The organism is Escherichia sp. E4702, assembly GCF_963883545.1.
In the GTDB taxonomy this organism is placed as follows: Bacteria; Pseudomonadota; Gammaproteobacteria; order Enterobacterales; family Enterobacteriaceae; genus Escherichia.
In genome coordinates this window covers 212,276-235,529 of record NZ_CAWORF010000005.1, presented here as the reverse complement: position 1 = coordinate 235,529, position 23,254 = coordinate 212,276, and the positions used below count along the sequence as shown (strand labels likewise).

Here is a 23,254-nt window from a genome sequence, read left to right as displayed (position 1 = left end):
CCCGGTGTTATTGCAGGCCATTATTCATTTTTCGCTACCAGCAAAGAGAGATCCTGCTTCGCCAGCGCGCGACTGGCACTCTCCGGCAGACCGTCGTCAGTAATGATCTGATCAAACTCGCTTAATGGTAACGCCAGCCATGTCGCCACCTGACCATATTTCGTCGCATCACAGACCAAAACTCGCTGGCGGCTGGCACTGGCAATCGCCCGTTTCACCGTGACTTTATCTTCTGCTGGCGTAGAGATCCCCCGCACACTCCATGACGATGCAGAAATAAAAGCCTGATCAATCATCAGGCTGCGCAGCATGGTCGCAGCGGCTTCCCCGACACAGGAACGGTTTTCCCGACACACTGCACCGCCAGTGTGAATAATTGTGCAATTACTGTTGTCGAGCAAGTAGTCCGCAATAACGAAGTCGTTAGTAACCACTGTGAGTGGCTCCATGTGAATCAGATGCTGTGCTATCGCTAACGTGGTCGTTCCCGCATCCAGATAGATACAACTTCCCGGCTGAACAAGACTTGCCGCCAGCTTGCCAATCGCCGCTTTTTGCGTCATTGCCAGCGCAGTTTTTACCTGATGAGAAGGTTCATGCGCCACGCGTCCCGGAGACTGAACGCCTCCGGACACCAGCACAACGGCGCCCTGCTGCTCCAGTTTTTGTAAATCCCGACGAATGGTCATATGTGACACATTCATTCTGTCCGTCAGTTCAGCAATACTGACAATGCCTTTTTCAGCTACCATCTCAAGGATGATTTGGCGACGCTCTACGGGTATCAACTTTTGCTCCTTCCTTTGTCCTGCGGACATTCTACGCTATTTGCCTGCGAAACATGCGCAGCGCAACTATCGCTTAGTTCACATAAAATAACACACATTGTTAATTTTTGTGAATAAGCTCACCATATCGTTATCTCCTGGCGCTTATATTCACAACATCAAACAAAATATCACTTAAATTAACAAGGAGAGCAGATGAAGACGGGATCTGAGTTTCATGTCGGAATCGTTGGTTTGGGATCAATGGGAATGGGAGCGGCGCTGTCATGTGTCCGCGCAGGTCTTTCTACCTGGGGCGCAGACCTGAACAGCAATGCCTGCGCTACGTTGAAAGAGGCTGGTGCTTGCGGGGTTTCTGATAACGCCGCGACGTTTGCCGAAAAACTGGACGCTCTTCTGGTGCTGGTGGTCAATGCGGCCCAGGTTAAACAGGTGCTGTTTGGTGAAAAAGGTGTTGCACAACATCTGAAACCCAGTACGGCAGTAATGGTTTCTTCCACTATCGCCAGTGCTGATGCGCAAGAAATTGCTACCGCTTTAGCTGGGTTCAATCTGGAAATGCTGGATGCGCCGGTTTCTGGTGGTGCGGTAAAAGCTGCTAACGGTGAAATGACCGTCATGGCCTCCGGTAGCGATGTTGCCTTTGAACGCCTGGCTCCCGTGCTGGAAGCCGTTGCCGGAAAAGTTTATCGCATTGGCGCAGAACCGGGACTAGGTTCGACCGTAAAAATTATCCACCAGCTGTTAGCGGGCGTGCATATTGCGGCCGGAGCCGAAGCGATGGCGCTTGCTGCCCGTGCGGGAATCCCACTGGATGTAATGTATGACGTCGTGACCAATGCCGCCGGAAATTCCTGGATGTTCGAAAACCGGATGAGTCATGTGGTGGATGGCGATTACACCCCGCATTCAGCCGTCGATATTTTTGTTAAGGATCTTGGTCTGGTTGCCGATACCGCCAAAGCCCTGCACTTCCCGCTGCCATTGGCCTCGACAGCATTGAATATGTTCACCAGCGCCAGCAACGCGGGTTACGGGAAAGAAGACGATAGCGCAGTCATCAAGATTTTCTCTGGCATAACCCTACCGGGAGCGAAATCATGATCAAGATTGGCGTTATCGCCGATGATTTTACCGGCGCGACGGATATCGCCAGTTTTCTGATGGAAAACGGTCTACCAACGGTACAAATCAACGGTGTTCCAACAGGTGAAATGCCGGAGGCAATCGACGCGCTGGTAATCAGTCTGAAAACGCGCTCCTGCCCGGTGGCTGAAGCCACACAGCAATCGCTGGCGGCTCTTCGCTGGTTGCAACAACAAGGTTGCCGTCAGATTTATTTCAAATACTGCTCCACTTTCGACAGTACGGCGAAAGGTAATATCGGCCCGGTTACCGATGCATTAATGGATGCTCTCGACACGCCGTTTACAGTCTTTTCTCCGGCTCTGCCGGTCAACGGACGCACGGTTTATCAGGGTTATTTGTTCGTTATGAATCAACTACTGGCCGAATCCGGGATGCGCCATCATCCGGTAAATCCCATGACCGACAGCTACCTTCCCCGTCTGGTTGAAGCGCAATCCACAGGGCGCTGCGGCGTCGTTTCGGCGCATGTTTTCGAACAAGGTGTGGAAGCCGTGCGTCAGGAACTGGCTCGCTTACAGCAAGAGGGCTATCGCTACGCGGTGCTTGATGCGCTGACCGAACACCATCTGGAAATACAGGGAGAAGCCTTACGCGATGCCGCACTGGTAACGGGCGGTTCTGGCCTGGCGATTGGCCTTGCCCGGCAGTGGGCGCAAGAAAACGGTAGCCAGGCGCGCGAAGCGGGGCATCCGCTCGCTGGGCGCGGCGTAGTGCTCTCCGGGTCATGCTCTCAAATGACCAACCGCCAGGTGGCACATTACCGTCAAATTGCACCAGCCCGTGAAGTTGATGTGGCACGCTGCCTCTCAACTGAAACTCTGGCCGCTTATGCACACGAACTGGCGGAATGGGTTCTGAGCCAGGAAAGTGAACTTGCTCCTCTGGTTTTTGCCACCGCCAGCACTGACGCACTGGCAGCAATTCAACAGCAATACGGTGCACAAAAAGCCAGTCAGGCAGTGGAGGAGCTGTTTTCTCAACTAGCGACGCGGTTAGCAGCGGAAGGCGTGACACGTTTTATTGTCGCAGGCGGTGAGACCTCCGGCGTAGTCACACAGAGCCTGGGCATAAAAGGGTTTCATATTGGCCCAACCATTTCCCCCGGCGTGCCGTGGGTAAACGCACTGGATAAGCCTGTCTCACTCGCCCTTAAATCCGGCAACTTCGGCGATGAGGTCTTTTTTTCACGAGCCCAAAGAGAGTTTTTACCATGAGCGATTTCGCAAAAGCAGAGCAGTCTTTGCGAGAGGAGATGACGCGGATTGCCAGTTCATTCTTTCAGCGCGGCTATGCCACCGGTTCGGCTGGCAATCTGTCTCTGCTTTTACCTGACGGGAATTTACTGGCGACGCCGACAGGCTCTTGCCTGGGCAATCTCGATCCGCAGCGACTTTCCAAAGTTACCGCTGATGGTGAATGGCTAAGTGGTGACAAACCCTCGAAAGAAGTGCTCTTTCATCTGGCGCTGTATCGCAACAATCCGCGCTGTAAAGCGGTGGTGCATTTGCACAGCACATGGTCGACGGCGCTTTCCTGCCTGCAAGGGCTGGACAGCAGCAACGTTATTCGTCCGTTCACACCATACGTGGTGATGCGGATGGGAAATGTCCCGCTGGTGCCCTATTACCGCCCGGGCGATAAACGCATCGCGCAGGATCTGGCGGAACTAGCAGCAGATAATCAGGCTTTTTTACTGGCAAATCATGGCCCAGTCGTTTGCGGTGAAAGCCTGCAAGAAGCCGCCAACAATATGGAAGAACTGGAGGAAACGGCAAAGCTGATTTTTATTCTCGGTGACCGCCCGATCCGTTATCTGACCGCAGGTGAAATTGCGGAATTAAGGAGTTAATGCAATGCCTCGTTTTGCAGCTAATTTATCCATGATGTTCACCGAAGTGCCTTTTATTGAACGCTTCGCCGCAGCGCGAAAAGCCGGGTTTGATGCTGTGGAATTTCTGTTTCCCTATGACTATTCCACCCAGCAAATCCGGCAGCAACTGGCGCAAAATCATCTGACGCTGGCGCTGTTCAATACCGCTCCCGGAGATGTTAATGCGGGGGAATGGGGATTATCCGCCCTTCCCGGACGTGAGCACGAAGCACGCGCAGACATCGACCTGGCACTGGAATATGCATTGGCGCTCAATTGTGAACAAGTCCATGTGATGGCAGGCGTCGTGCCCGCAGGCGAAGACGCTGAACGGTATCGGGCTGTTTTTATCGATAATCTCCGCTACGCTGCCGACCGCTTTGCGCCGCACGGCAAGCGAGTTTTGGTTGAAGCACTCAGCCCCGGCGTTAAACCTCATTATCTCTTCTCCAGCCAGTATCAGGCACTGGCTATTGTTGAAGAGGTTGCGCGAGATAACGTGTTTATTCAACTAGATACTTTCCATGCGCAAAAAGTGGATGGCGACCTGACGCATTTAATCCGTGATTACGCCGGGAAATATGCCCACGTACAAATTGCCGGACTGCCCGATCGACATGAACCGGACGATGGTGAGATCAACTATCCGTGGCTGTTCCGCCTGTTCGATGAAGTGGGATATCAGGGCTGGATCGGTTGTGAATACAAACCTCGTGGCCTCACCGAAGAAGGGCTTGGCTGGTTTGACGCCTGGCGCTAATTCGCTCAATCCATAATTACAACGTACCCATACATCCCCCCATCTACGGATGGGGTAGGTTAACTATAACTTTCAGACAGGGTTTTCCATGTCCACAATTACATTGTTATGCATTGCGTTAGCTGGCGTAATCATGCTGTTGCTGCTGGTCATCAAGGCAAAGGTACAACCATTCGTTGCTCTGCTTCTCGTCAGCCTGTTAGTCGCACTTGCGGCGGGTATCCCGGCGGGCGAAGTGGGTAAAGTGATGATCGCCGGGATGGGCGGTGTGCTTGGCTCCGTCACCATCATTATCGGCCTTGGTGCCATGCTGGGTCGCATGATTGAACACTCTGGCGGTGCAGAGTCGCTGGCTAATTATTTCAGCCGCAAGTTAGGAGACAAACGGACTATTGCCGCACTGACTCTGGCAGCGTTCTTCCTCGGTATTCCTGTTTTCTTTGATGTCGGCTTTATTATTCTTGCGCCAATCATTTACGGTTTTGCCAAGGTTGCCAAAATATCGCCGCTTAAATTTGGCCTGCCGGTCGCCGGGATAATGCTTACTGTTCACGTGGCAGTACCGCCGCATCCAGGCCCCGTTGCCGCTGCCGGGCTACTCCACGCAGACATCGGCTGGCTGACCATAATCGGTATCGCAATTTCTATTCCTGTAGGCATTGTCGGCTATTTTGCAGCGAAAATAATCAATAAGCGCCAATATGCGATGTCGGTGGAAGTACTGGAACAGATGCAGCTGGCACCAGCCAGTGAGGAAGGCGAGACAAAATTAAGCGATAAAATAAATCCGCCGGGCGTCGCGCTGGTCACCTCATTAATTGTTATTCCTATCGCGATTATTATGGCGGGTACGGTTTCCGCAACGCTAATGCCAGCCTCGCATCCCCTGCTTGGTACGCTGCAACTGCTCGGCTCACCGATGGTGGCTCTGATGATTGCGCTGGTGCTGGCATTCTGGTTACTGGCCTTACGTCGCGGCTGGAGCTTACAACACACCAGCGACATTATGGGCTCAGCCCTTCCCACTGCGGCGGTAGTGATTCTGGTTACTGGTGCCGGTGGGGTATTTGGCAAAGTGCTGGTGGAGTCTGGCGTCGGTAAAGCCCTTGCCAATATGTTACAAATGATTGACCTGCCTCTGTTGCCTGCGGCATTTATTATTTCTCTGGCGCTGCGCGCATCGCAGGGTTCAGCCACCGTAGCAATCCTGACAACCGGTGGATTACTCTCGGAAGCGGTGATGGGATTGAATCCGATTCAGTGCGTACTGGTGACACTGGCGGCCTGCTTTGGTGGGCTTGGCGCGTCACATATTAATGACTCAGGGTTCTGGATTGTGACCAAATATCTGGGGTTGTCGGTAGCAGACGGTCTGAAAACCTGGACAGTGTTAACGACCATTCTCGGTTTTACCGGATTCTTAATTACCTGGTGCGTATGGGCGGTAATTTGACCTTAATAAAAAGGTCCGATGGGCATCGGACCTTTTATTTAGCGCTTATCTTCCGCCAGCAGCGGCGGAATGCTCGGCACCATCGGCGCGTCATCAATATCTTTTTGCGTCATGTGGAACGCTTCCGGATAATGTTCACGGCTGGTGCGGCGTAGCGGTTCTGTATCGCGCCAGGTATAAAGGCAATGCTGGCACTGGTAGACCGTCCAGACATCTTTCACCGGCGATTTTGCCATCACTTCAATCTGTTCATCGGCACAACGTGGACAAATCATCTTGTTCTCCTTATTTGCGTGCGGCCAGCATAGCGGTCAGTTTTTCAGCCCAGGCTTTGGTTTCCGGTAAATCCACCACCGGCTGGCTGTAGTGACCACGGTTGTCCGGGGCGACAGGCGTGGTTGCGTCGATAATCAGCTTGTCGGTGATCCCCGCCGGGCTTGAGCCTGGGTCGAGCTCCAGCACGGACATATTCGGCAACTGCACCAGGTCCCCTGCCGGGTTCACTTTCGAGGAGAGCGCCCACATCACCTGCGGCAGGTTGAACGGGTCAACGTCTTCATCGACCATAATCACCATCTTCACGTAGCCCAGACCGTGCGGCGTGGTCATCGCACGCAGGCCCACCGCGCGGGCAAAGCCGCCGTAGCGTTTTTTGGTGGAGATAATCGCCAGCAGGCCGTGGGTGTACATGGCGTTTACCGCCTGTACTTCCGGGAACTCAGCTTTCAGTTGCTGATACAGCGGCACACAGGTGGCTGGCCCCATCAGGTAGTCGATTTCGGTCCACGGCATACCGAGATAGAGCGATTCGAAAATCGGTTTCGTGCGGTAAGAGACTTTATCGATGCGCACCACGGTCATGTTGCGCCCGCCGGAGTAGTGGCCGGTAAACTCACCGAACGGCCCTTCAATCTCGCGTTTACGGCTTTCGATAACCCCTTCGAGGATTACTTCCGAGCCCCACGGCACATCAAAACCGGTCAGCGGGGCGGTAGCGATCGGGTATGGGCTTTCGCGCAGTGCGCCCGCCATTTCGTACTCAGACTGATCGTATTTCAGCGGTGTAGCGCCCATCAGCGTGATGATCGGATCATTACCAAGGGTGATGGCTATCGGCAAATCTTCGCCGCGCTCTTCCGCTTTATGCAGATGCAGGGCGATATCGTGCATTGGCACCGGTTGCAGGCCGAGCTTACGCTTGCCCTTCACTTCCATACGGTAGATGCCGACATTCTGCTTGCCGAAGTTATCCGAGTCGAGCGGATCGCGGGAAACCACGCAGGCTTTATCGAGATAGAAACCGCCATCGCCATCGTTCAGGCGAAACAGCGGCAGAATATCGAACAGGTTGATCTCGTCGCCATCGACGGTGTTCTGCGCCCAGGCTGGATTTGCGCGGCGCTCCGGGGCAATCGGGAAGTTATCCCAGCGGCGGATAAACTCATCAATCTGTTTTTTAACCGGCGTGTTCGGCGGCAGGCCGAGGGAAATCGCGTGGTTCTGCCAGGACCCAATGGTGTTCATCGCCACGCGGGCATCGGTAAAGCCGCGAATATTATCAAACCACAGCGCGGGTGCGCCGTCGCCGATACGCCCGGTGGCGTTGGCAGCAGCGGCCAGATCTGGCTCGGCGTTAACCTCTTCACTGATTTTCAGCAATTGCCCCTGGTCGTCAAGTGCCTGTAAAAAGCTGCGTAAATCATCAAAAGCCATTATTCATTCTCCAGAGAAAAACTCCCGGACTGCGGCAATCCTTGCCAGCGCCTGGCTTGAGGATGTTCGAGGCCAAACTGATCCATCACGCGGGCAACCACGTGGTGAACAATGTCATCTACCGTTTCGGGATGGTTATAGAAGGCAGGCATGGGCGGTATCATCGCCACGCCCATACGGGAAAGCGCGAGCATATTTTCAAGGTGGATAGTACTGAGAGGCATTTCACGCGGCACCAGCACCAGCTTGCGCCCTTCTTTGAGAACAACATCAGCAGCGCGCCCCACCAGCCCATCGGCATAGCCAGCACGGATACCAGCCAGCGTCTTCATGCTGCACGGAATAACGATCATGCCATCGGTACGAAAGGAACCTGAAGAGATAGTCGCCGCCTGATCCGCCGGGTTATGGCAATAGTCTGCCAGGGCAGCGACATCGTGGACGCTGTAGGGCGTTTCCAGTTCAATGGTAGTTTTCGCCCACTTCGACATCACGAGATGTGTTTCAACACCGGGCATCTTCTTTAGTGCTTGCAGTAATGCCACACCAAGAGGCGCACCTGTAGCCCCAGTCATCCCGACAATCAGTCTCATTTTTTATTTCCTTAATTGTTCGTACACGAACGTTATTATTAACATACCCTTCTATTCACGTAGCGGCAAGTGCAGAAAAGTAACAACATCCCCTTCGTCACTGAAAAACAGCTATGATAGCGACAGAAAGTTAGCCCGGAGTTTACATGGCGTTACGAAATAAAGCGTTCCATCAGTTACGACAGCTTTTTCAGCAACACACGTCTCGCTGGCAGCATGAGCTACCTGACCTGACTAAACCGCAGTACGCGGTAATGCGCGCTATTGCTGAACAACCCGGTATAGAGCAGGTTGCGCTGATAGAAGCAGCTGTCAGCACTAAGGCTACGCTGGCGGAAATTCTGGCAAGAATGGAAAATCGTGGCCTGGTCAGACGAGAGCATGACACCGTCGATAAGCGGCGTCGCTTTGTCTGGCTGACTGCCGAAGGAGAAAAGGTACTTGCTGCGGCGATACCGATTGGTGACGGCGTGGATGAAGAATTTTTGGGGCGTTTGAGTGCAGAAGAGCAGGAGCTGTTTATGCAGCTGGTGCGCAAGATGATGAACACATAGGGTGCAAATTGCCGGATGCGACGCTATCGCGTCTTATCCAGCCTGCAAACACACCGACTCACCAACCAAAAGAAAAAGGCCAGCCTCATATGAGACTGGCCTTTCTGACAGATGCTTGCTTATTCGCGGAACAGCGCTTCGATATTCAGCCCCTGAGTCTGCAAAATCTCACGCAGACGGCGCAGGCCTTCAACCTGAATCTGGCGAACACGTTCACGGGTTAGGCCAATTTCACGCCCTACATCTTCCAGTGTTGCCGCTTCGTACCCCAGCAAACCGAATCGACGTGCCAGCACTTCACGCTGCTTGGCGTTCAGTTCGAACAGCCATTTGACGATGCTTTGTTTCATATCGTCATCTTGCGTGGTGTCTTCCGGACCGTTCTCTTTTTCATCGGCCAGGATATCCAGCAACGCTTTTTCGGAATCACCACCCAGCGGGGTGTCTACCGAGGTAATGCGCTCGTTAAGACGAAGCATACGGCTGACGTCATCAACTGGCTTATCCAGTTGCTCTGCGATCTCTTCCGCGCTCGGTTCGTGGTCCAGCTTATGGGACAACTCACGTGCGGTTCGCAGGTAAACGTTCAGCTCCTTTACGATGTGAATCGGCAAACGAATAGTACGGGTTTGGTTCATAATGGCCCGTTCGATCGTCTGGCGAATCCACCAGGTTGCGTAAGTTGAGAAGCGGAAACCACGTTCCGGGTCAAACTTCTCAACCGCGCGGATCAGCCCCAGGTTACCCTCTTCGATAAGGTCCAGCAGCGCCAGACCACGATTGCCATAACGGCGGGCAATTTTTACCACCAGACGCAAGTTACTCTCGATCATCCGGCGGCGAGAGGCGACATCACCACGCAGTGCGCGACGCGCAAAATAAACTTCTTCTTCGGCCGTTAACAGTGGCGAATAACCAATCTCACCAAGATAAAGCTGAGTCGCGTCCAGCACACGCTGTGTTGCGCCCTGCGATAACAGCTCCTCTTCGGCCAAATCGTTATCACTGGGTTCCTCTTCAACTAAGGCCTTTTCGTCAAAAACCTCAACTCCATTCTCATCAAATTCCGCGTCTTCATTTAAATCATGAACTTTCAGCGTATTCTGACTCATAAGGTGACTCCTACCCGTGATCCCTTGACGGAACATTCAAGCAAAAGCCTGGCTCCGCCGATTTATCGCTGCGGCAAATAACGCAGCGGGTTTACGGATTTCCCCTTGTAACGAATTTCAAAATGCAAGCGTGTTGAACTGGTTCCGGTGCTACCCATGGTCGCTATTTTTTGCCCCGCCTTAACTTCTTGTTGTTCCCGGACCAGCATTGTGTCGTTATGGGCGTAGGCACTCAGGTAATCATCATTATGTTTGATGATAATCAGATTACCGTAGCCGCGCAGCGCATTACCGGCATAAACAACGCGGCCATCTGCGGTCGCGATAATTGCCTGTCCTTTGCTACCTGCGATATCAATCCCCTTGTTGCCTCCCTCAGAAGCACCAAAGGTTTCAATCACTTTGCCCTCAGTCGGCCAGCGCCAGGTGGAGATCGGCGTACTGGTTGTTGTACTGCTGACAGTTGGCTCGGTTGTGCTTGCTGTTGGTACCGTTACAGGCGCTGTGACCGTGGTCGCAGTTGGCTTGTTGTTCGGCAACATTTTGTTAGCACTCTGTTCACCCGAAGACTCAGAATACGTAATTGTCGGTTGCGACGCAACAGCAACGGTGGAATTTTGTGCAGGCTTGATCACAACTCCTTGCTCTGCTGCGTCGGCCTGGGTAATGGCATTTCCGCCAGTGATTGGCGTACCGGAAGCATTCCCCACCTGTAAGGTCTGACCTACGTTCAGAGCGTAAGGCGCCTGAATATTATTGCGTTGGGCAAGGTCACGGAAATCGTTGCCGGTAATCCAGGCGATATAGAAAAGCGTGTCGCCTTTTTTCACGGTGTAAGTACTGCCGCTATAACTGCCTTTCGGAATATTCCCGTACTGACGGTTATAGACGATGCGTCCGTTTTCCATTTGCACAGGTTGTTGGGCAACAGGCTGTACCGGTTGGATTTGCGGCTGTTGAGCCGATTGAATTTGTGGCTGTTGTACCGGCTGAATTTGCGGTTTCTGCGTTGTAGACGTCGTCCCCATTTTCGGTGGCGGCGTAATCAACATACCAGAATTGGTATTTGCAGGCGCATTGCCATTGACAGAGCTGACCGGTGCCGGTGGATTTGAAGTGTCAGAACAGCCAGCCAACCATAGCGAAACCAGTGACAAAGCCGCAATACGGCGAACGGTGAATTTTGGGCTTCCCGCGCTCATTTATCCCCCAGGAAAAAAATTGGTTAATAACCAGTGACATAATTACCGTGCAAGGCACCCTACTGAACACTGGAAAAGATGTTCACGATACGCTGACCTGCTGCAAAATAACCAGGAAAATTCCAGGTATTTTCCTCACGCGCTAAGCCAGCTCCCCCTTTACTAAGGGAACAAAGCGCACAGCCTCCACGGTGTCGATAATAAATTCGCCTCCCCGACGACGCACCCGCTTTAAATACTGGTGCTCTTCCCCTACGGGTAAGACGAGAATGCCGCCTTCATCCAGTTGCGTCATTAACGCTGTCGGAATTTCGGGCGGAGCAGCCGTTACAATGATAGCGTCAAACGGCGCACGTGCTTGCCAACCTTGCCATCCATCGCCGTGACGGGTTGAAACATTGTGTAAATCAAGATTTTTCAGACGTCTGCGCGCCTGCCACTGCAATCCTTTAATCCGCTCGACCGAGCATACATGCTGGACAAGATGTGCCAGAATTGCTGTTTGATATCCTGAACCAGTGCCGATCTCCAGCACTCGCGACTGCGGCGTCAGTTCGAGTAATTCAGTCATTCGCGCCACCATATACGGCTGCGAAATTGTCTGCCCCTGACCTATCGGCAACGCGATATTGTCCCAGGCTTTTTGTTCAAACGCTTCATCGATGAATTTTTCACGCGGCACGGCAGCAAGTGCATTAAGCACCTGCTCATCCTGAATACCTTGCGCACGTAATTGATCCAGAAGTGCTTGTACGCGTCTGCTTACCATTGCGTGCCAACTCCCACGCTGTTTAACCAGTCTGAAACCACATCTTGCGCGTTGTGCGCGGTTAAATCTACATGCAGCGGCGTGATGGAGACGTAGCCTTCATCTACCGCAGCAAAATCGGTCCCCGGACCGGCATCACACTTACCGCCCGGCGGGCCAATCCAGTACAGCGTATTACCGCGCGGATCCTGCTGCGGAATCACTTGATCTGCCGGATGTCGTGTACCGCAGCGAGTCACGCGGATACCTTTAATCTGATCCAGCGGTAAATCAGGTACGTTGATATTGAGAATACGTCCGGTACGCAGCGGCTCTTTACACAGTGCGCGCAAAATGGAACAGGTGACCGCTGCAGCAGTGTCGTAATGTTTATGCCCGTCAAGTGAAACGGCCAGCGCCGGAAAGCCTAAATGACGGCCCTCCATCGCGGCGGCTACCGTGCCGGAATAAATAACATCATCACCCAGATTCGGCCCGGCGTTAATACCCGAAACCACAATATCCGGGCGCGGACGCATCAGAGCATTCACGCCAAGATAGACACAATCGGTCGGGGTTCCCATTTGCACGGCAATATCACCATTTTCAAAGGTAAACGTGCGCAGGGAGGATTCCAGCGTCAGGGAATTTGAAGCGCCGCTGCGATTACGATCGGGGGCGACCACCTGAACGTCAGCAAACTCACGCAGAGCTTTCGCCAGCGTTTGTATACCGGGCGCATGTACCCCGTCATCATTACTCAGCAATATGCGCATAATCACCTGTTGTGTTGATAAGTTCCCTGACAACGCTGGTTGCAAAGCTTCCTGCCGGAAGCCAGAAACGGATTTCGACGGTGACGTCATCCCACCAGTTCCAGCTTAATTGTTGCGGATATAACAGCATCGCTCTGCGCGCTGCCTCAACTTTTTCGCGCAGCAGTAAGGCTTGTAATTCAGTTTCTTCGGCGACAGCTGCTTGTTCGAATGCTAGCGCCTCACGCTGGGTTCCCCATTCGCCGCTACCCGGCATTGCAGCTGTAATTAACAGCTCTTTATCGTTCACGCGACGCTGTAATTCCGCCAGTTCTTCGTTAGTGGCAACAAACCAGCTGCCGCGCCCGGCTAATTGTAGCGCATCACCGTCAACAACCTGATTAACTTCTGCTTTTTTGAGACGCTCAGCAACAATCTGATTAAACAACGCACTACGAGCTGCCGACAACCAAAAACTACGCTTATTGCGATCGCGCACCGGAGTATTGGTTTGCGCCCAGCGCAACGCGCCCTGCAAATTACTACCACCAATACCAAAACGTTGCGCGCCAAAGTAATTCGGTACACCTTTCACGCAAATATCGATCAATCGCTGTTCAACGTCATCACGATTGCTCACTTCTCGCAGCACCAGGGTAAAGGCATTACCTTTCAGCGCCCCTAAACGCAGTTTACGTTTGTGGCGCGCATACTCCAGTACCTGGCAGCCTTCCAGTTGAAACGCGCTCAGATCAGGCATCTCTTTACCCGGTACCCGAGCGCATAACCACTGTTCCGTAACGGCATGTTTGTCTTTCTGCCCAGCGAAGCTGACTTCACGGGCATGAATTTTCAGGAATTTCGCCAGTGCGTCGGCCACAAAACGGGTATTGCAACCGTTTTTGAGGATTCGCACCAGGATATGCTCACCTTCACCATCAGGCTCAAAGCCTAAATCTTCCACCACCACAAAGTCTTCCGGGTTGGCTTTCAGCAGCCCGGTTCCTTGCGGTTTGCCGTGGAGGTAAGTGAGATTATCAAATTCAATCATTTTGTTGCCTTAATGAGTAGCGCCACCGCTTCACAGGCAATCCCTTCCCCACGTCCGGTAAATCCGAGTTTTTCCGTAGTAGTGGCTTTCACGTTAACATCATCCATATGGCAGCCGAGATCTTCGGCAATAAACACGCGCATTTGTGGAATATGTGGCAGCATCTTCGGTGCCTGAGCGATGATAGTGACATCGACGTTGCCGAGGGTATAGCCCTTCGCCTGAATGCGTCGCCAGGCTTCGCGTAGCAGCTCGCGGCTGTCAGCGCCTTTAAATGCCGGATCTGTATCCGGGAATAGCTTGCCAATATCCCCCAGCGCCGCTGCACCAAGTAATGCATCGGTCAGCGCGTGCAGCGCCACGTCGCCATCAGAATGTGCCAGCAGCCCTTTTTCATAAGGGATGCGCACGCCACCAATGATAATTGGGCCTTCGCCGCCAAAGGCGTGAACATCAAAACCGTGTCCAATTCGCATTATGTATTCTCCTGATGGATGGTTCGGGTGAGGTAAAATTCGGCAAGCGCCAAATCTTCCGGGCGCGTGACTTTAATGTTATCCGCTCGGCCTTCGACAAGCTGCGGATGAAAACCGCAGTATTCCAGCGCTGAGGCTTCGTCGGTAATGGTAGCGCCTTCATTTAGAGCGCGCGTCAGGCAGTCATGTAACAGCTCACGAGGGAAAAATTGCGGCGTAAGCGCGTGCCACAAACCGTTGCGATCAACGGTATGAGCAATGGCATTTTTGCCTGGCTCGGCGCGTTTCATCGTATCGCGCACCGGCGCGGCGAGGATCCCTCCCGTGCGGCTGGTTTCGCTCAACGCCAACAGGCGCGCGAGGTCATCCTGATGCAGACAAGGGCGAGCGGCGTCATGCACCAGTACCCACTGCACATCGCCAGCGGCTTTCAGACCTGCCAGCACGGAATTAGCACGCTCTTCACCACCATCAACAACGGTGATTTGCGGATGATTCGCCAGAGGAAGTTGAGCAAAGCGGTTATCGCCAGGGCTTATTGCAATGACGACACGCGTCACCCGGGGATGCGCCAGCAGCGCATGCACCGAGTGTTCAAGAATGGTTTGATTACCGATTGAGAGATATTGCTTAGGACATTCCGTTTGCATTCGGCGGCCAAATCCGGCCGCCGGAACCACGGCGCAAACATCCAAATGAGTGGTTGCCATGTTAATTCCTGGGCTGATTTATCGATTGTTTTGCCCCGCAGACTGCGCGCGCTTCGACGCGTCAGGCACCAGACGATAAAAAGTTTCGCCCGGCCTGGTCATGCTGAGTTCATTACGCGCACGTTCTTCGAGCGCCTCCTGGCCGCCATTGAGATCGTCAATTTCGGCAAAAAGCTGATCGTTTCGCGCTTTAAGTTTCGCGTTTGTAGCTTGCTGTGCCGCCACATCATCATTGACGCGGGTATAGTCATGTATACCGTTCTTACCGAACCACAGCGAATACTGTAGCCAGACCAGAATAGCCAGCAACAGCAGCGTTAGTTTACCCATCCTGCCCCCTGAAAAACGGCATCCTCATCCCATGCATCCGAAGACGACTCTACATCCTCTGTTGGGGATACCGCGACAACGCGGGCAAATGTACCACATTTGTCCACTGTTACGTATACCCAGGGCGCGCAGAACATAATCTCATTATTGGTTACGGTTTGAATTATGGACAGAATGAACAGGAAAGAACAGATTAGCCCAACAACCACATAAACAGTGCACCAAACATAATGCCAACGGTGATAAAAGTGAAAACAATACTGTAGCGTAATTTCCCGTCCATCAAGGAATGCAGCGCAATACCTACCACCACCGCAACAGGCATCAGCGCCAGAAAGAAAGGCCAGGTGTAGATAAAGAAAAACAGCGTGTTAGAGCCATAAATCAACATCGGAATCGCCAGTGCACACAGCCAGGACACAAAACCGACCACGGCCCCTGGTAGCGACCATGTGGTTTCTTCATCCTCGGTAAGGCTATCACTATTTGTTAGTGTAATGTTATGGCTATTACGCATATCAGATCCTGTTACTTTGACGAACCGGGCATGAAAACCCGGTGGTGTCTCAGGATCTGATAATATCGTTCTGTCTCAGTAGATCTAATAATTGCTGAACCAAATTTGTTACTAATTGTTCACCATTGAGATGAATTTCTGCCGATTCAGGCGCTTCGTAAACGGAATCTATTCCGGTAAAGTTACGCAGTTCACCAGCGCGTGCTTTTTTATATAAGCCTTTTGGATCGCGAGACTCACAAATCGCCAGCGGCGTATCGACAAACACTTCGATAAACCGCCCTTCTCCTACACGTTCGCGAACCATCTGCCGTTCGGCGCGGTGTGGTGAGATAAACGCCGTCAGCACCACCAGTCCGGCTTCGACCATTAAATTCGCCACCTCACCGACCCGACGGATATTTTCTTTGCGATCGGCATCGCTAAAACCGAGATCGCTGCATAAACCGTGGCGGACATTGTCGCCATCCAGTAAATATGTACTGACGCCAAGTTTATGTAACGCCTCCTCCAGCGCCCCCGCGACCGTTGATTTACCGGAACCAGAGAGGCCGGTAAACCACAGCACAACACCTCGATGACCGTGGTGTTGTTCACGCTGTTGCGGAGTTACTGGGTGGCTATGCCAGACGACGTTTTCGTCATGCAGCGCCATCATTTACCTCCCAGTAAATCGCGCACGCCCCAGTGCGGGAAGTGGCGGCGTACTAACGCATTTAGTTCCAGCTCGAACGCGCTAAATTCCGACGGCGCAACGGCGGCCTCGTTTTTCGGCTCATGCACCATACCGGCACCCACGGTCACATTGCTCAGGCGATCGATAAAAATCAGCCCACCCGTCACCGGATTTTGTTGATAACGATCTAACACCAGCGGCTCGTCAAAGGTGAGATCCACGAGGCCGATCCCATTCAGTGGCAGGTTTTCAACTTCGCGTTGGGTAAGGTTATTAATATCAACCTGATAGTGAATACCATCAACGCGGGCGCGCGTCTTCTTACCGGCGATTTTGATGTCGTAACTCTGCCCAGGGGAAAGCGGTTGCTCCGCCATCCATACCACATCCACCGACGCGCTCTGCACTGCCGGTAACGCTTCATCTGCTGTCAGCAGCAGATCGCCACGGCTGATATCGATCTCGTCCGTCAGCACCAGGGTGATCGCTTCTCCAGCAAAAGCTTCTTCGCGATCGCCATCAAAAGTGACGATCCGCGCGATGCTTGACTCCACACCAGAGGGCAGCACTTTGACACGTTGCCCGACTTGCACGCTGCCGGAAGCCAGCGTTCCGGCGTAGCCACGAAAATCGAGATTAGGGCGGTTAACGTACTGAACCGGGAAGCGCATCGGCTGGGCATCAACCACTCGCTGAATCTCCACGGTTTCCAGCACTTCAAGTAATGTTGGGCCGCTGTACCACGGCATTCTTTCACTTTGCGAAGCTACATTGTCGCCTTCCAGCGCAGAGAGCGGCACAAAGCGAATATCCAGATTGCCCGGCAATTGTTCGGCAAAAGTCAGGTAGTCTTCACGAATGCGGGTGAATGTCTCTTCACTGTAATCCACCAGATCCATTTTGTTGATCGCTACGACCAGATGTTTGATCCCCAACAGCGTGGAGATAAAACTGTGACGACGGGTTTGATCGAGCACGCCTTTACGGGCGTCGATCAATAAGATCGCCAGCTCACACGTTGACGCGCCAGTCGCCATATTGCGGGTGTACTGCTCGTGCCCAGGGGTATCGGCGATAATAAATTTACGCTTCTCGGTGGAGAAATAGCGATAAGCCACATCGATTGTGATGCCCTGTTCGCGTTCCGCTTGCAGGCCGTCCACCAGCAGCGCCAGATCCAGTTTTTCGCCCTGGGTGCCGTGACGTTTACTGTCGTTATGCAGCGATGAGAGCTGATCTTCGTAGATTTGGCGGGTATCGTGCAGCAGGCGACCAATCAGGGTACTTTTGCCGTCATCGACGCTACCACAGGTCAGAAAACGCAGCAGGCTTTTATGTTGTTGCGCAATCATCCAGGCTTCGACGCCGCCTTCATTGGCGATTTGTTGTGCAAGTGCGGTGTTCATCTTAAAAATACCCCTGACGTTTTTTCAGCTCCATAGAGCCTGCCTGGTCGCGGTCAATCACGCGCCCCTGACGTTCACTGGTGGTGGAAACCAGCATCTCTTCGATGATCTCCGGCAGCGTTTGTGCATTTGACTCCACCGCACCGGTCAGCGGCCAGCAGCCCAGCGTGCGGAAGCGAACCATCCGTTTTTTAATCACTTCACCCGGTTGCAGGTCGATACGGTCGTCATCAATCATCATCAACATACCGTCGCGTTCCAGAACCGGACGTTCCGCAGCGAGATACAGCGGAACAATGTCGATATTTTCCAGCCAGATGTATTGCCAGATATCCTGCTCGGTCCAGTTAGAGAGCGGGAAGACGCGGATACTTTCGCCTTTGTTGATCTGCCCGTTATAGTTGTGCCACAACTCCGGACGCTGGTTTTTCGGATCCCAGCGATGAAATCGGTCACGGAAAGAGTAGATTCGTTCTTTGGCGCGGGACTTCTCTTCATCGCGACGTGCGCCACCGAAAGCGGCATCAAAACCGTATTTATTCAGTGCCTGTTTCAAACCTTCGGTTTTCATAATGTCGGTATGTTTGGCGCTGCCGTGCACGAATGGATTAATCCCCATCGCCACGCCTTCCGGGTTTTTATGCACCAGCAGCTCGCAGCCGTAAGCTTTAGCCGTACGATCGCGGAACTCATACATCTCGCGGAATTTCCAGCCGGTATCGACATGCAGCAGTGGGAACGGCAGCGTACCTGGATAAAACGCCTTGCGCGCCAGATGCAGCATGACGCTGGAATCTTTACCGATAGAGTAGAGCATCACCGGATTTGAGAATTCTGCCGCCACCTCGCGAATGATGTGGATGCTTTCCGCCTCCAGTTGCCGCAGGTGGGTAAGTCGTTTTTGATCCATAACCGTTCCTTTGCAATACCGCTATTTTCTTGCCATCAGATGTTTCGACTATAGGGAGCCCAGGAGAACGAATGAAATTACCAATTGGAATGAGTAGTTCCTTAACGGAATAACGCTTTGGCAAAGCAAATATCAAAAAGTGCTTAAGCTACCGAATTTCGGGCGTTTAGGAAGATTTGAAATTGTTTTAGCGCAGCGGCAGTTTCATACTATGGCGGTAAAAATTTTGCATGGTATTTAAGGACTCACTATGTTTTCCGCATTGCGCCACCGTACCGCTGCCCTGGCGCTCGGCGTATGCTTTATTCTCCCCGTTCACGCCTCATCACCTAAACCTGGTGATTTTGCCAATACACAGGCGCGACATATTGCCACTTTCTTTCCGGGACGAATGACCGGAACACCCGCAGAAATGTTATCTGCCGATTATATTCGGCAACAGTTTCAGCAAATGGGTTACCGCAGTGATATTCGAACATTTAATAGCCGATATATTTATACCGCACGCGATAACCGCAAAAACTGGCACAACGTGACGGGAAGTACGGTGATTGCCGCTCATGAAGGCAAAGCGTCGCAGCAGATCATCATTATGGCGCATCTGGATACCTATGCCCCGCAGAGCGACGCAGATGCAGATGCCAATCTCGGCGGGCTGACGTTACAAGGAATGGATGATAATGCCGCAGGTTTAGGTGTCATGCTGGAGCTGGCTGAACGCCTGAAAGATATTCCGACTGAGTATGGGATTCGTTTTATTGCCACCAGTGGTGAAGAGGAAGGGAAATTAGGCGCTGAGAATTTACTCAAGCGCATGAGTGATACCGAAAAGAAAAATACTTTATTGGTGATTAACCTCGATAATCTGATTGTTGGCGATAAGCTGTATTTCAACAGTGGCGTAAAAACACCTGAAGCAGTAAGGAAATTAACGCGCGACCGGGCGCTGGCAATTGCCCGCAGTCATGGAATTGCCGCCACCACAAATCCAGGTTTGAATAAAAACTATCCGAAAGGCACCGGGTGTTGTAATGACGCAGAAATATTCGACAAAGCGGGAATTGCTGTACTTTCGGTGGAAGCGACAAACTGGAATCTTGGGAATAAGGATGGTTATCAGCAACGAGCAAAAACAGCCGCATTCCCTGCAGGAAATAGCTGGCATGACGTAAGACTGGATAATCAACAGCATATAGATAAGGCACTTCCTGGAAGAATAGAACGCCGCTGCCGTGATGTTATGCGGATAATGTTACCGTTGGTGAAGGAGCTGGCGAAGGCGTCTTGATGGGATTGAAAATGGGAGTTGGGAGTTCCCCGCTGGCGCGGGGAACTCAATCGAACATGGTCACGATAGCTGCGCAAGTTCTTCTCGCCAGCGTCGGATCTGGTGTGCTGATTTGGTTCTCTGCAAAAATAGCCTAGGCATTAGGCGGCGCGGCGGTTCAAGCGACGATGCAAGCTATCTCAAAAGCTGGCCTCAGTACTGCGGCATCCGCCGGAGTAGCCGCCGGAGGGGCTGCCATCAAAGCAGTGACACCGCACGTCGTAGCCGCAGGGAAAGATGCAATGAAGGCCGCCGGTGCGGCGTACTCGTCAATTGGTAATACGATGGCGATGTGGCGAGTTAATCCAGCATGGGGACGTAGAGCAGCATCAATTCAGAACATGCAGCGCATAAGTAAATTTTGAAGAAAAGACCGGAGTGGTACCCGGTCTTTAGTCACTTATTCCTGCTCTGTTTGACTCTGCTTCGAATGAGCGAAGTACAAATAGATTAGACCAACAGGAGCAATACAAAACGCAAAAAACCAACATGCCAGCATCATTCCCAGCTTGACGCTCAACATGAATATGGCGTTTATATAGAAAACATTGTCCCCCATGATAAATGAAACAATGCTCTCATACACGAACCTCGAATATGGATAGATAAAAGCATTTGCCACAATAATCATTATTGTTGGAATATTTATCCCATGATTAGTTTGGGTGCCAAGCCAAATCAAAAATGCTGCTATAGCACCGCCAAATACGAGTTGGCGGAAGTAGTATGACGAGTTTAGTCCACCAAATGTTTTTCTAAAAAAATCCATTTCCCATCCTCTGTATAACTGAAAGCTGAATATATAGATTACACACCGTGTTTGTTTAAAGGAATCCGAAATGAAATATAACATCCTTTTGACCTTATGCGCGTTAGCGCATGGGAGGCGCGGGGAACTCTTTGAGATTATACATCGCGCAGTGGCTGCCGGGCAGTGTATTTGTTGGATTCGTAACACGGTGGATGATGCTTTGGAAATATTCCAGACACTCATTCAACAGGGGCAAATTGCTGAAGATGATATTCTGTTATTTCACAGCCGTTTTGCCTTTGCCGATCGCATGTCGATAGAAGAGAAGACATTGGATTGGTTTGGCAAAAATGCCAACTCATCCACTCGAGGAGGAAAAATATTAATCGCCACCCAGGTTGTTGAGCAAAGCCTCGATCTTGACTTCGACTGGATGATCTCGGATCTCGCACCTATAGATTTACTTATCCAACGTGCCGGTAGACTCCAGCGTCATATCCGCAATGCTCAGGGCGATCGTAAGGACTTTCTTCCCGACGAACGCCAACCGCCGCTACTGTATATATTAGCCCCCGAATGGCAATCTGATGCCAAAGCGGGATGGCTTGGAGCTGAACTAAAAGGTACAGGCTATGTTTATCCTGATCATGCCACCCTTTGGCGAACACAAACATTATTACGGCAGTACGGTGAAATAAGAATGCCTGATCTTGCCCGTACTTTAGTAGATGGCGTCTATGAATCAAAAATCACAGCGCCGGCGAGTTTAGAGACAATATCTGATCTGGCTTTCGGTAAAGTACTGTGTCAGCGTTCCGTTGCTGGTCAAAATTTATTGCGTCACGAAAAAGGTTACGACCGGGAAGCCAGCGATTTTTTATGGGATACCGAAAGGGAGTTTTCGACACGATTGGGGGAAGAAAGCGTGGATGTCTATCTTGCCTGGAAAGACCAGCACAGTGAACTACATCCCATTGTTACGACAGGATATTTTCGTTGGGAAATAAGTCGTCTTTCCGTAAGGCTTTCGTGGTGGAAAAAGATGTCATCCAAATTTCAGCTTCTGAATGACGAAGAACTGGAGCTATTTCGCACAAAACAACATCGCCCAACGGGGCAAGTTATTCTGGTGTCTGAAGCAGGTGAGTCACCTTATTACAACAAACACATCGGTTTAACAGGGTCTTAAAAAAGGGTGCAGGAGACCAAACCATCACAATTCAATACGCGGGGTTTTACCCCCGCGTGGTGGCTACTTCTTCGATTCGTAAGCGAGAACAGCCTTAAACTCCATACCACGTTCTCTGATACTCAACTCACACAACGAGTCGCCTACCATCAGCGTGAATCCCAGTACTGTACAACACAGTACGATGATTGCCGCAAGGGCATATTTTGTCAGCATGTCTTGCCTCCCTGCAAAGAAGAGACTAACATTCGAATTGTTGGGTTCGAACGTAAGCCTCAGGTTGATAGAAATATCGCCTGGGGCTTTTGTCCATCTGGAACCTCGCGAATGCTTAACGCCAGACAGCCTCAAGCACCCAACGCCATTCTATACCTGTTAATTCTTCCAGCGGCGTTCACGTTTAAAATCAGGAATGCTGCTCGCAAAATAAAAACGCCCCCATCATTTCTGACAGAGGCGTTTATTTTATCCGGCAATATTTACCCTTCGTGTAACCCACATTCTCTTTTTAAGCCAAAGAAACGCGTTTCTTCTTCCGCCATGCCGGGTTCCCATTTACGGGTTGTATGGGTATCGCCCACCGATAAATATCCTTCGTCCCATAATGGGTGATATTTCAGGCCATGTTTTTGCAGGTACTGATAAATAGTTCGGTTATCCCAGTCGATAATCGGCAGCACTTTAAATACGCCACGCTGAATTGCCAGCACCGGTAAATTGGCACGGCTGCCAGATTGTTCACGCCGCAGGCCAGCAAACCACGTTTGCGCATTCAGCTCTTTCAGCGCCCGGTTCATCGGTTCGACTTTGTTGATGTCATTGTATTTTTCAATGCCTTCAACGCCCTGCTCCCACAGTTTGCCGTAGCGTGCTTCCTGCCAGGCGGCGCTTTCGGTAGCGCGGTAAACTTTCAGGTTGAGCTTGAGTTTGTCCGTTAACTCGTCAATAAAGCGGTAAGTTTCCGGGAACAAGTAACCCGTATCAGTGAGGATCACCGGAATATCCGGGCGAATCAGATTCACCAGATGCAGGCTCACCGCCGCCTGAATGCCAAAGCTGGAAGAAAGCACATATTCACCGGGCAGATTATCCAGCGCCCAGGCAACGCGGCCTTCAGCGTCCAGTTTTTCCAGTTCGGCGTTAGTTTCCGCCAGCGCCAGAATCCGGTCTACCTTTGGCAGTTCGTTCAGGGCGTTTAGATCGAGTTTGGACAT

27 protein-coding genes and 1 pseudogene are annotated in these 23,254 nt (G+C 51.9%); 9 read left to right on the top strand and 19 right to left on the bottom strand.

The genetic code is table 11. The features are described 5' to 3' along the window. Positions 1–20: 20 nt before the first annotated feature. Positions 21–788 carry a DNA-binding transcriptional repressor YgbI gene (gene ygbI, locus AACU94_RS02465; RefSeq protein WP_130214467.1) on the bottom strand — a complete coding sequence of 256 codons (768 nt, stop codon included), beginning with the start codon at positions 786–788 and terminating at the stop codon, positions 21–23. Positions 789–983: 195 nt separating this feature from the next. Between ygbI and ltnD the strand changes: the two genes are divergently transcribed. The 5 genes from ltnD to AACU94_RS02440 all read left to right on the top strand — a co-directional run bounded on the left by ltnD (position 984) and on the right by AACU94_RS02440 (position 6,020). Continuing rightward, positions 984–1,892, top strand: a complete 909-nt coding sequence (gene ltnD, locus AACU94_RS02460) for an L-threonate dehydrogenase (RefSeq protein ID WP_135488872.1) — start codon at positions 984–986, stop codon at positions 1,890–1,892. Then, entirely contained in the window at positions 1,889–3,151 is a 1,263-nt protein-coding gene (gene otnK / locus AACU94_RS02455) for a 3-oxo-tetronate kinase (protein WP_135488871.1), read from the top strand. The genes ltnD and otnK overlap by 4 nt, the downstream gene beginning before the upstream one ends. Next, positions 3,148–3,786 (top strand): 3-oxo-tetronate 4-phosphate decarboxylase, encoded by a 639-nt coding sequence (gene otnC, locus AACU94_RS02450; RefSeq protein WP_130214473.1) that lies wholly within the window; start codon positions 3,148–3,150, stop codon positions 3,784–3,786. The genes otnK and otnC overlap by 4 nt, the downstream gene beginning before the upstream one ends. Positions 3,787–3,790: 4 nt before the next feature. Next, on the top strand, positions 3,791–4,567 hold the full coding sequence (locus AACU94_RS02445; RefSeq protein WP_135488870.1) for an HPr family phosphocarrier protein: 777 nt from the start codon (positions 3,791–3,793) through the stop codon (positions 4,565–4,567). Between the two features lie 88 nt (positions 4,568–4,655). Next, positions 4,656–6,020 carry a GntP family transporter gene (locus AACU94_RS02440; RefSeq protein WP_130221535.1) on the top strand — a complete coding sequence of 455 codons (1,365 nt, stop codon included), beginning with the start codon at positions 4,656–4,658 and terminating at the stop codon, positions 6,018–6,020. A 38-nt stretch (positions 6,021–6,058) separates the two neighbouring features. Here the strand turns inward: AACU94_RS02440 and AACU94_RS02435 are convergent, their stop codons facing one another. The 3 genes from AACU94_RS02435 to AACU94_RS02425 are packed head-to-tail and all read right to left on the bottom strand — an operon-like array spanning position 6,059 to position 8,326. Beyond that, positions 6,059–6,295, bottom strand: a complete 237-nt coding sequence (locus AACU94_RS02435; RefSeq protein WP_130221534.1) for a non-oxidative hydroxyarylic acid decarboxylases subunit D — start codon at positions 6,293–6,295, stop codon at positions 6,059–6,061. 10 nt (positions 6,296–6,305) lie between these two features. Beyond that, positions 6,306–7,733, bottom strand: a complete 1,428-nt coding sequence (locus tag AACU94_RS02430; RefSeq protein ID WP_000863229.1) for a non-oxidative hydroxyarylic acid decarboxylases subunit C — start codon at positions 7,731–7,733, stop codon at positions 6,306–6,308. Next, positions 7,733–8,326, bottom strand: a complete 594-nt coding sequence (locus tag AACU94_RS02425; RefSeq protein ID WP_130221533.1) for a non-oxidative hydroxyarylic acid decarboxylases subunit B — start codon at positions 8,324–8,326, stop codon at positions 7,733–7,735. Before AACU94_RS02425 ends, AACU94_RS02430 begins: the two co-directional genes overlap by 1 nt. 146 nt (positions 8,327–8,472) lie before the next feature. Here AACU94_RS02425 and AACU94_RS02420 point away from each other — a divergent pair, with 146 nt between their 5' ends. After that, a complete protein-coding gene (locus AACU94_RS02420; protein WP_135488869.1) occupies positions 8,473–8,880 on the top strand; it encodes a MarR family winged helix-turn-helix transcriptional regulator in 408 nt (135 codons plus the stop codon). 119 nt (positions 8,881–8,999) lie between these two features. Here AACU94_RS02420 and rpoS read toward each other — a convergent pair whose 3' ends face one another. The 12 genes from rpoS to cysD form a co-directional block, all read right to left on the bottom strand. Then, a complete protein-coding gene (gene rpoS, locus AACU94_RS02415; RefSeq protein ID WP_000081550.1) occupies positions 9,000–9,992 on the bottom strand; it encodes an RNA polymerase sigma factor RpoS in 993 nt (330 codons plus the stop codon). Between the two features lie 62 nt (positions 9,993–10,054). Then, positions 10,055–11,143 carry a murein hydrolase activator NlpD gene (gene nlpD, locus AACU94_RS02410; protein WP_240726424.1) on the bottom strand — a complete coding sequence of 363 codons (1,089 nt, stop codon included), beginning with the start codon at positions 11,141–11,143 and terminating at the stop codon, positions 10,055–10,057. Positions 11,144–11,336: 193 nt separating this feature from the next. Continuing rightward, the gene (gene pcm, locus AACU94_RS02405) at positions 11,337–11,963 is read right to left on the bottom strand and encodes a protein-L-isoaspartate O-methyltransferase (RefSeq protein ID WP_000254703.1); all 627 of its coding nucleotides are present in this window, start codon (positions 11,961–11,963) and stop codon (positions 11,337–11,339) included. After that, complete coding sequence (gene surE, locus AACU94_RS02400) at positions 11,957–12,718, bottom strand: 5'/3'-nucleotidase SurE (RefSeq protein ID WP_001516955.1); 762 nt, start codon at positions 12,716–12,718, stop codon at positions 11,957–11,959. The genes pcm and surE overlap by 7 nt, the downstream gene beginning before the upstream one ends. Continuing rightward, on the bottom strand, positions 12,699–13,748 hold the full coding sequence (gene truD / locus AACU94_RS02395; RefSeq protein ID WP_130259329.1) for a tRNA pseudouridine(13) synthase TruD: 1,050 nt from the start codon (positions 13,746–13,748) through the stop codon (positions 12,699–12,701). Before truD ends, surE begins: the two co-directional genes overlap by 20 nt. Further along, a complete protein-coding gene (ispF, locus tag AACU94_RS02390; RefSeq protein WP_001219242.1) occupies positions 13,745–14,224 on the bottom strand; it encodes a 2-C-methyl-D-erythritol 2,4-cyclodiphosphate synthase in 480 nt (159 codons plus the stop codon). Before ispF ends, truD begins: the two co-directional genes overlap by 4 nt. Further along, positions 14,224–14,934, bottom strand: a complete 711-nt coding sequence (ispD, locus tag AACU94_RS02385; protein ID WP_135488867.1) for a 2-C-methyl-D-erythritol 4-phosphate cytidylyltransferase — start codon at positions 14,932–14,934, stop codon at positions 14,224–14,226. Before ispD ends, ispF begins: the two co-directional genes overlap by 1 nt. An 18-nt stretch (positions 14,935–14,952) precedes the next feature. Continuing rightward, a complete protein-coding gene (ftsB, locus tag AACU94_RS02380; protein ID WP_000517476.1) occupies positions 14,953–15,264 on the bottom strand; it encodes a cell division protein FtsB in 312 nt (103 codons plus the stop codon). A 193-nt stretch (positions 15,265–15,457) separates the two neighbouring features. Then, the gene (locus tag AACU94_RS02375) at positions 15,458–15,781 is read right to left on the bottom strand and encodes a DUF3561 family protein (protein ID WP_064528120.1); all 324 of its coding nucleotides are present in this window, start codon (positions 15,779–15,781) and stop codon (positions 15,458–15,460) included. 49 nt (positions 15,782–15,830) lie between these two features. Further along, positions 15,831–16,436, bottom strand: coding sequence for an adenylyl-sulfate kinase (gene cysC, locus AACU94_RS02370; RefSeq protein ID WP_130221586.1), 606 nt, complete (start codon positions 16,434–16,436; stop codon positions 15,831–15,833). Further along, positions 16,436–17,863, bottom strand: coding sequence for a sulfate adenylyltransferase subunit CysN (gene cysN / locus AACU94_RS02365; protein WP_135488866.1), 1,428 nt, complete (start codon positions 17,861–17,863; stop codon positions 16,436–16,438). Before cysN ends, cysC begins: the two co-directional genes overlap by 1 nt. Before the next feature lies 1 nt (position 17,864). After that, positions 17,865–18,773 (bottom strand): sulfate adenylyltransferase subunit CysD, encoded by a 909-nt coding sequence (gene cysD / locus AACU94_RS02360; RefSeq protein ID WP_130214490.1) that lies wholly within the window; start codon positions 18,771–18,773, stop codon positions 17,865–17,867. Between the two features lie 250 nt (positions 18,774–19,023). Here cysD and iap point away from each other — a divergent pair, with 250 nt between their 5' ends. Both iap and AACU94_RS02350 read left to right on the top strand, forming a co-directional pair. Beyond that, on the top strand, positions 19,024–20,061 hold the full coding sequence (iap, locus tag AACU94_RS02355; RefSeq protein ID WP_135488865.1) for an alkaline phosphatase isozyme conversion aminopeptidase: 1,038 nt from the start codon (positions 19,024–19,026) through the stop codon (positions 20,059–20,061). A gap of 167 nt (positions 20,062–20,228) precedes the next feature. Beyond that, a complete protein-coding gene (locus AACU94_RS02350; protein ID WP_135488864.1) occupies positions 20,229–20,465 on the top strand; it encodes a hypothetical protein in 237 nt (78 codons plus the stop codon). A gap of 35 nt (positions 20,466–20,500) precedes the next feature. Here AACU94_RS02350 and AACU94_RS02345 read toward each other — a convergent pair whose 3' ends face one another. Next, on the bottom strand, positions 20,501–20,869 hold the full coding sequence (locus tag AACU94_RS02345) for a hypothetical protein (protein ID WP_135488863.1): 369 nt from the start codon (positions 20,867–20,869) through the stop codon (positions 20,501–20,503). 115 nt (positions 20,870–20,984) lie between these two features. Between AACU94_RS02345 and cas3 the strand changes: the two are divergent. After that, positions 20,985–22,040: pseudogene (gene cas3, locus AACU94_RS02340) on the top strand (CRISPR-associated helicase Cas3'); the annotation flags it as partial. A 63-nt stretch (positions 22,041–22,103) separates the two neighbouring features. On the opposite strand, the gene AACU94_RS02335 reads toward cas3, so the two are convergent. Further along, on the bottom strand, positions 22,104–22,256 hold the full coding sequence (locus AACU94_RS02335) for a Hok/Gef family protein (protein ID WP_130214493.1): 153 nt from the start codon (positions 22,254–22,256) through the stop codon (positions 22,104–22,106). Positions 22,257–22,519: 263 nt separating this feature from the next. Further along, on the bottom strand, positions 22,520–23,254 hold the full coding sequence (cysH, locus tag AACU94_RS02330) for a phosphoadenosine phosphosulfate reductase (protein ID WP_130214495.1): 735 nt from the start codon (positions 23,252–23,254) through the stop codon (positions 22,520–22,522).

Excerpts from the sequence above, each read along its gene's own strand:
- AACU94_RS02440 (WP_130221535.1), top strand. The coding sequence starts at position 4,656 with ATGTCCACAATTACATTGTTATGCATTGCGTTAGCTGGCGTAATCATG.
- AACU94_RS02375 (WP_064528120.1), bottom strand. The coding sequence starts at position 15,781 with ATGCGTAATAGCCATAACATTACACTAACAAATAGTGATAGCCTTACC.
- pcm (WP_000254703.1), bottom strand. The coding sequence starts at position 11,963 with ATGGTAAGCAGACGCGTACAAGCACTTCTGGATCAATTACGTGCGCAA.
- otnK (WP_135488871.1), top strand. The coding sequence starts at position 1,889 with ATGATCAAGATTGGCGTTATCGCCGATGATTTTACCGGCGCGACGGAT.
- ftsB (WP_000517476.1), bottom strand. The coding sequence starts at position 15,264 with ATGGGTAAACTAACGCTGCTGTTGCTGGCTATTCTGGTCTGGCTACAG.
- cysN (WP_135488866.1), bottom strand. The coding sequence starts at position 17,863 with ATGAACACCGCACTTGCACAACAAATCGCCAATGAAGGCGGCGTCGAA.
- cysH (WP_130214495.1), bottom strand. The coding sequence starts at position 23,254 with ATGTCCAAACTCGATCTAAACGCCCTGAACGAACTGCCAAAGGTAGAC.
- ispF (WP_001219242.1), bottom strand. The coding sequence starts at position 14,224 with ATGCGAATTGGACACGGTTTTGATGTTCACGCCTTTGGCGGCGAAGGC.
- AACU94_RS02350 (WP_135488864.1), top strand. The coding sequence starts at position 20,229 with ATGCAAGCTATCTCAAAAGCTGGCCTCAGTACTGCGGCATCCGCCGGA.
- AACU94_RS02425 (WP_130221533.1), bottom strand. The coding sequence starts at position 8,326 with ATGAGACTGATTGTCGGGATGACTGGGGCTACAGGTGCGCCTCTTGGT.
- surE (WP_001516955.1), bottom strand. The coding sequence starts at position 12,718 with ATGCGCATATTGCTGAGTAATGATGACGGGGTACATGCGCCCGGTATA.
- cysC (WP_130221586.1), bottom strand. The coding sequence starts at position 16,436 with ATGGCGCTGCATGACGAAAACGTCGTCTGGCATAGCCACCCAGTAACT.
- AACU94_RS02345 (WP_135488863.1), bottom strand. The coding sequence starts at position 20,869 with ATGGATTTTTTTAGAAAAACATTTGGTGGACTAAACTCGTCATACTAC.
- cysD (WP_130214490.1), bottom strand. The coding sequence starts at position 18,773 with ATGGATCAAAAACGACTTACCCACCTGCGGCAACTGGAGGCGGAAAGC.
- AACU94_RS02335 (WP_130214493.1), bottom strand. The coding sequence starts at position 22,256 with ATGCTGACAAAATATGCCCTTGCGGCAATCATCGTACTGTGTTGTACA.
- AACU94_RS02430 (WP_000863229.1), bottom strand. The coding sequence starts at position 7,733 with ATGGCTTTTGATGATTTACGCAGCTTTTTACAGGCACTTGACGACCAG.
- AACU94_RS02420 (WP_135488869.1), top strand. The coding sequence starts at position 8,473 with ATGGCGTTACGAAATAAAGCGTTCCATCAGTTACGACAGCTTTTTCAG.
- ltnD (WP_135488872.1), top strand. The coding sequence starts at position 984 with ATGAAGACGGGATCTGAGTTTCATGTCGGAATCGTTGGTTTGGGATCA.
- iap (WP_135488865.1), top strand. The coding sequence starts at position 19,024 with ATGTTTTCCGCATTGCGCCACCGTACCGCTGCCCTGGCGCTCGGCGTA.
- AACU94_RS02435 (WP_130221534.1), bottom strand. The coding sequence starts at position 6,295 with ATGATTTGTCCACGTTGTGCCGATGAACAGATTGAAGTGATGGCAAAA.
- truD (WP_130259329.1), bottom strand. The coding sequence starts at position 13,748 with ATGATTGAATTTGATAATCTCACTTACCTCCACGGCAAACCGCAAGGA.
- AACU94_RS02445 (WP_135488870.1), top strand. The coding sequence starts at position 3,791 with ATGCCTCGTTTTGCAGCTAATTTATCCATGATGTTCACCGAAGTGCCT.
- ispD (WP_135488867.1), bottom strand. The coding sequence starts at position 14,934 with ATGGCAACCACTCATTTGGATGTTTGCGCCGTGGTTCCGGCGGCCGGA.
- otnC (WP_130214473.1), top strand. The coding sequence starts at position 3,148 with ATGAGCGATTTCGCAAAAGCAGAGCAGTCTTTGCGAGAGGAGATGACG.
- rpoS (WP_000081550.1), bottom strand. The coding sequence starts at position 9,992 with ATGAGTCAGAATACGCTGAAAGTTCATGATTTAAATGAAGACGCGGAA.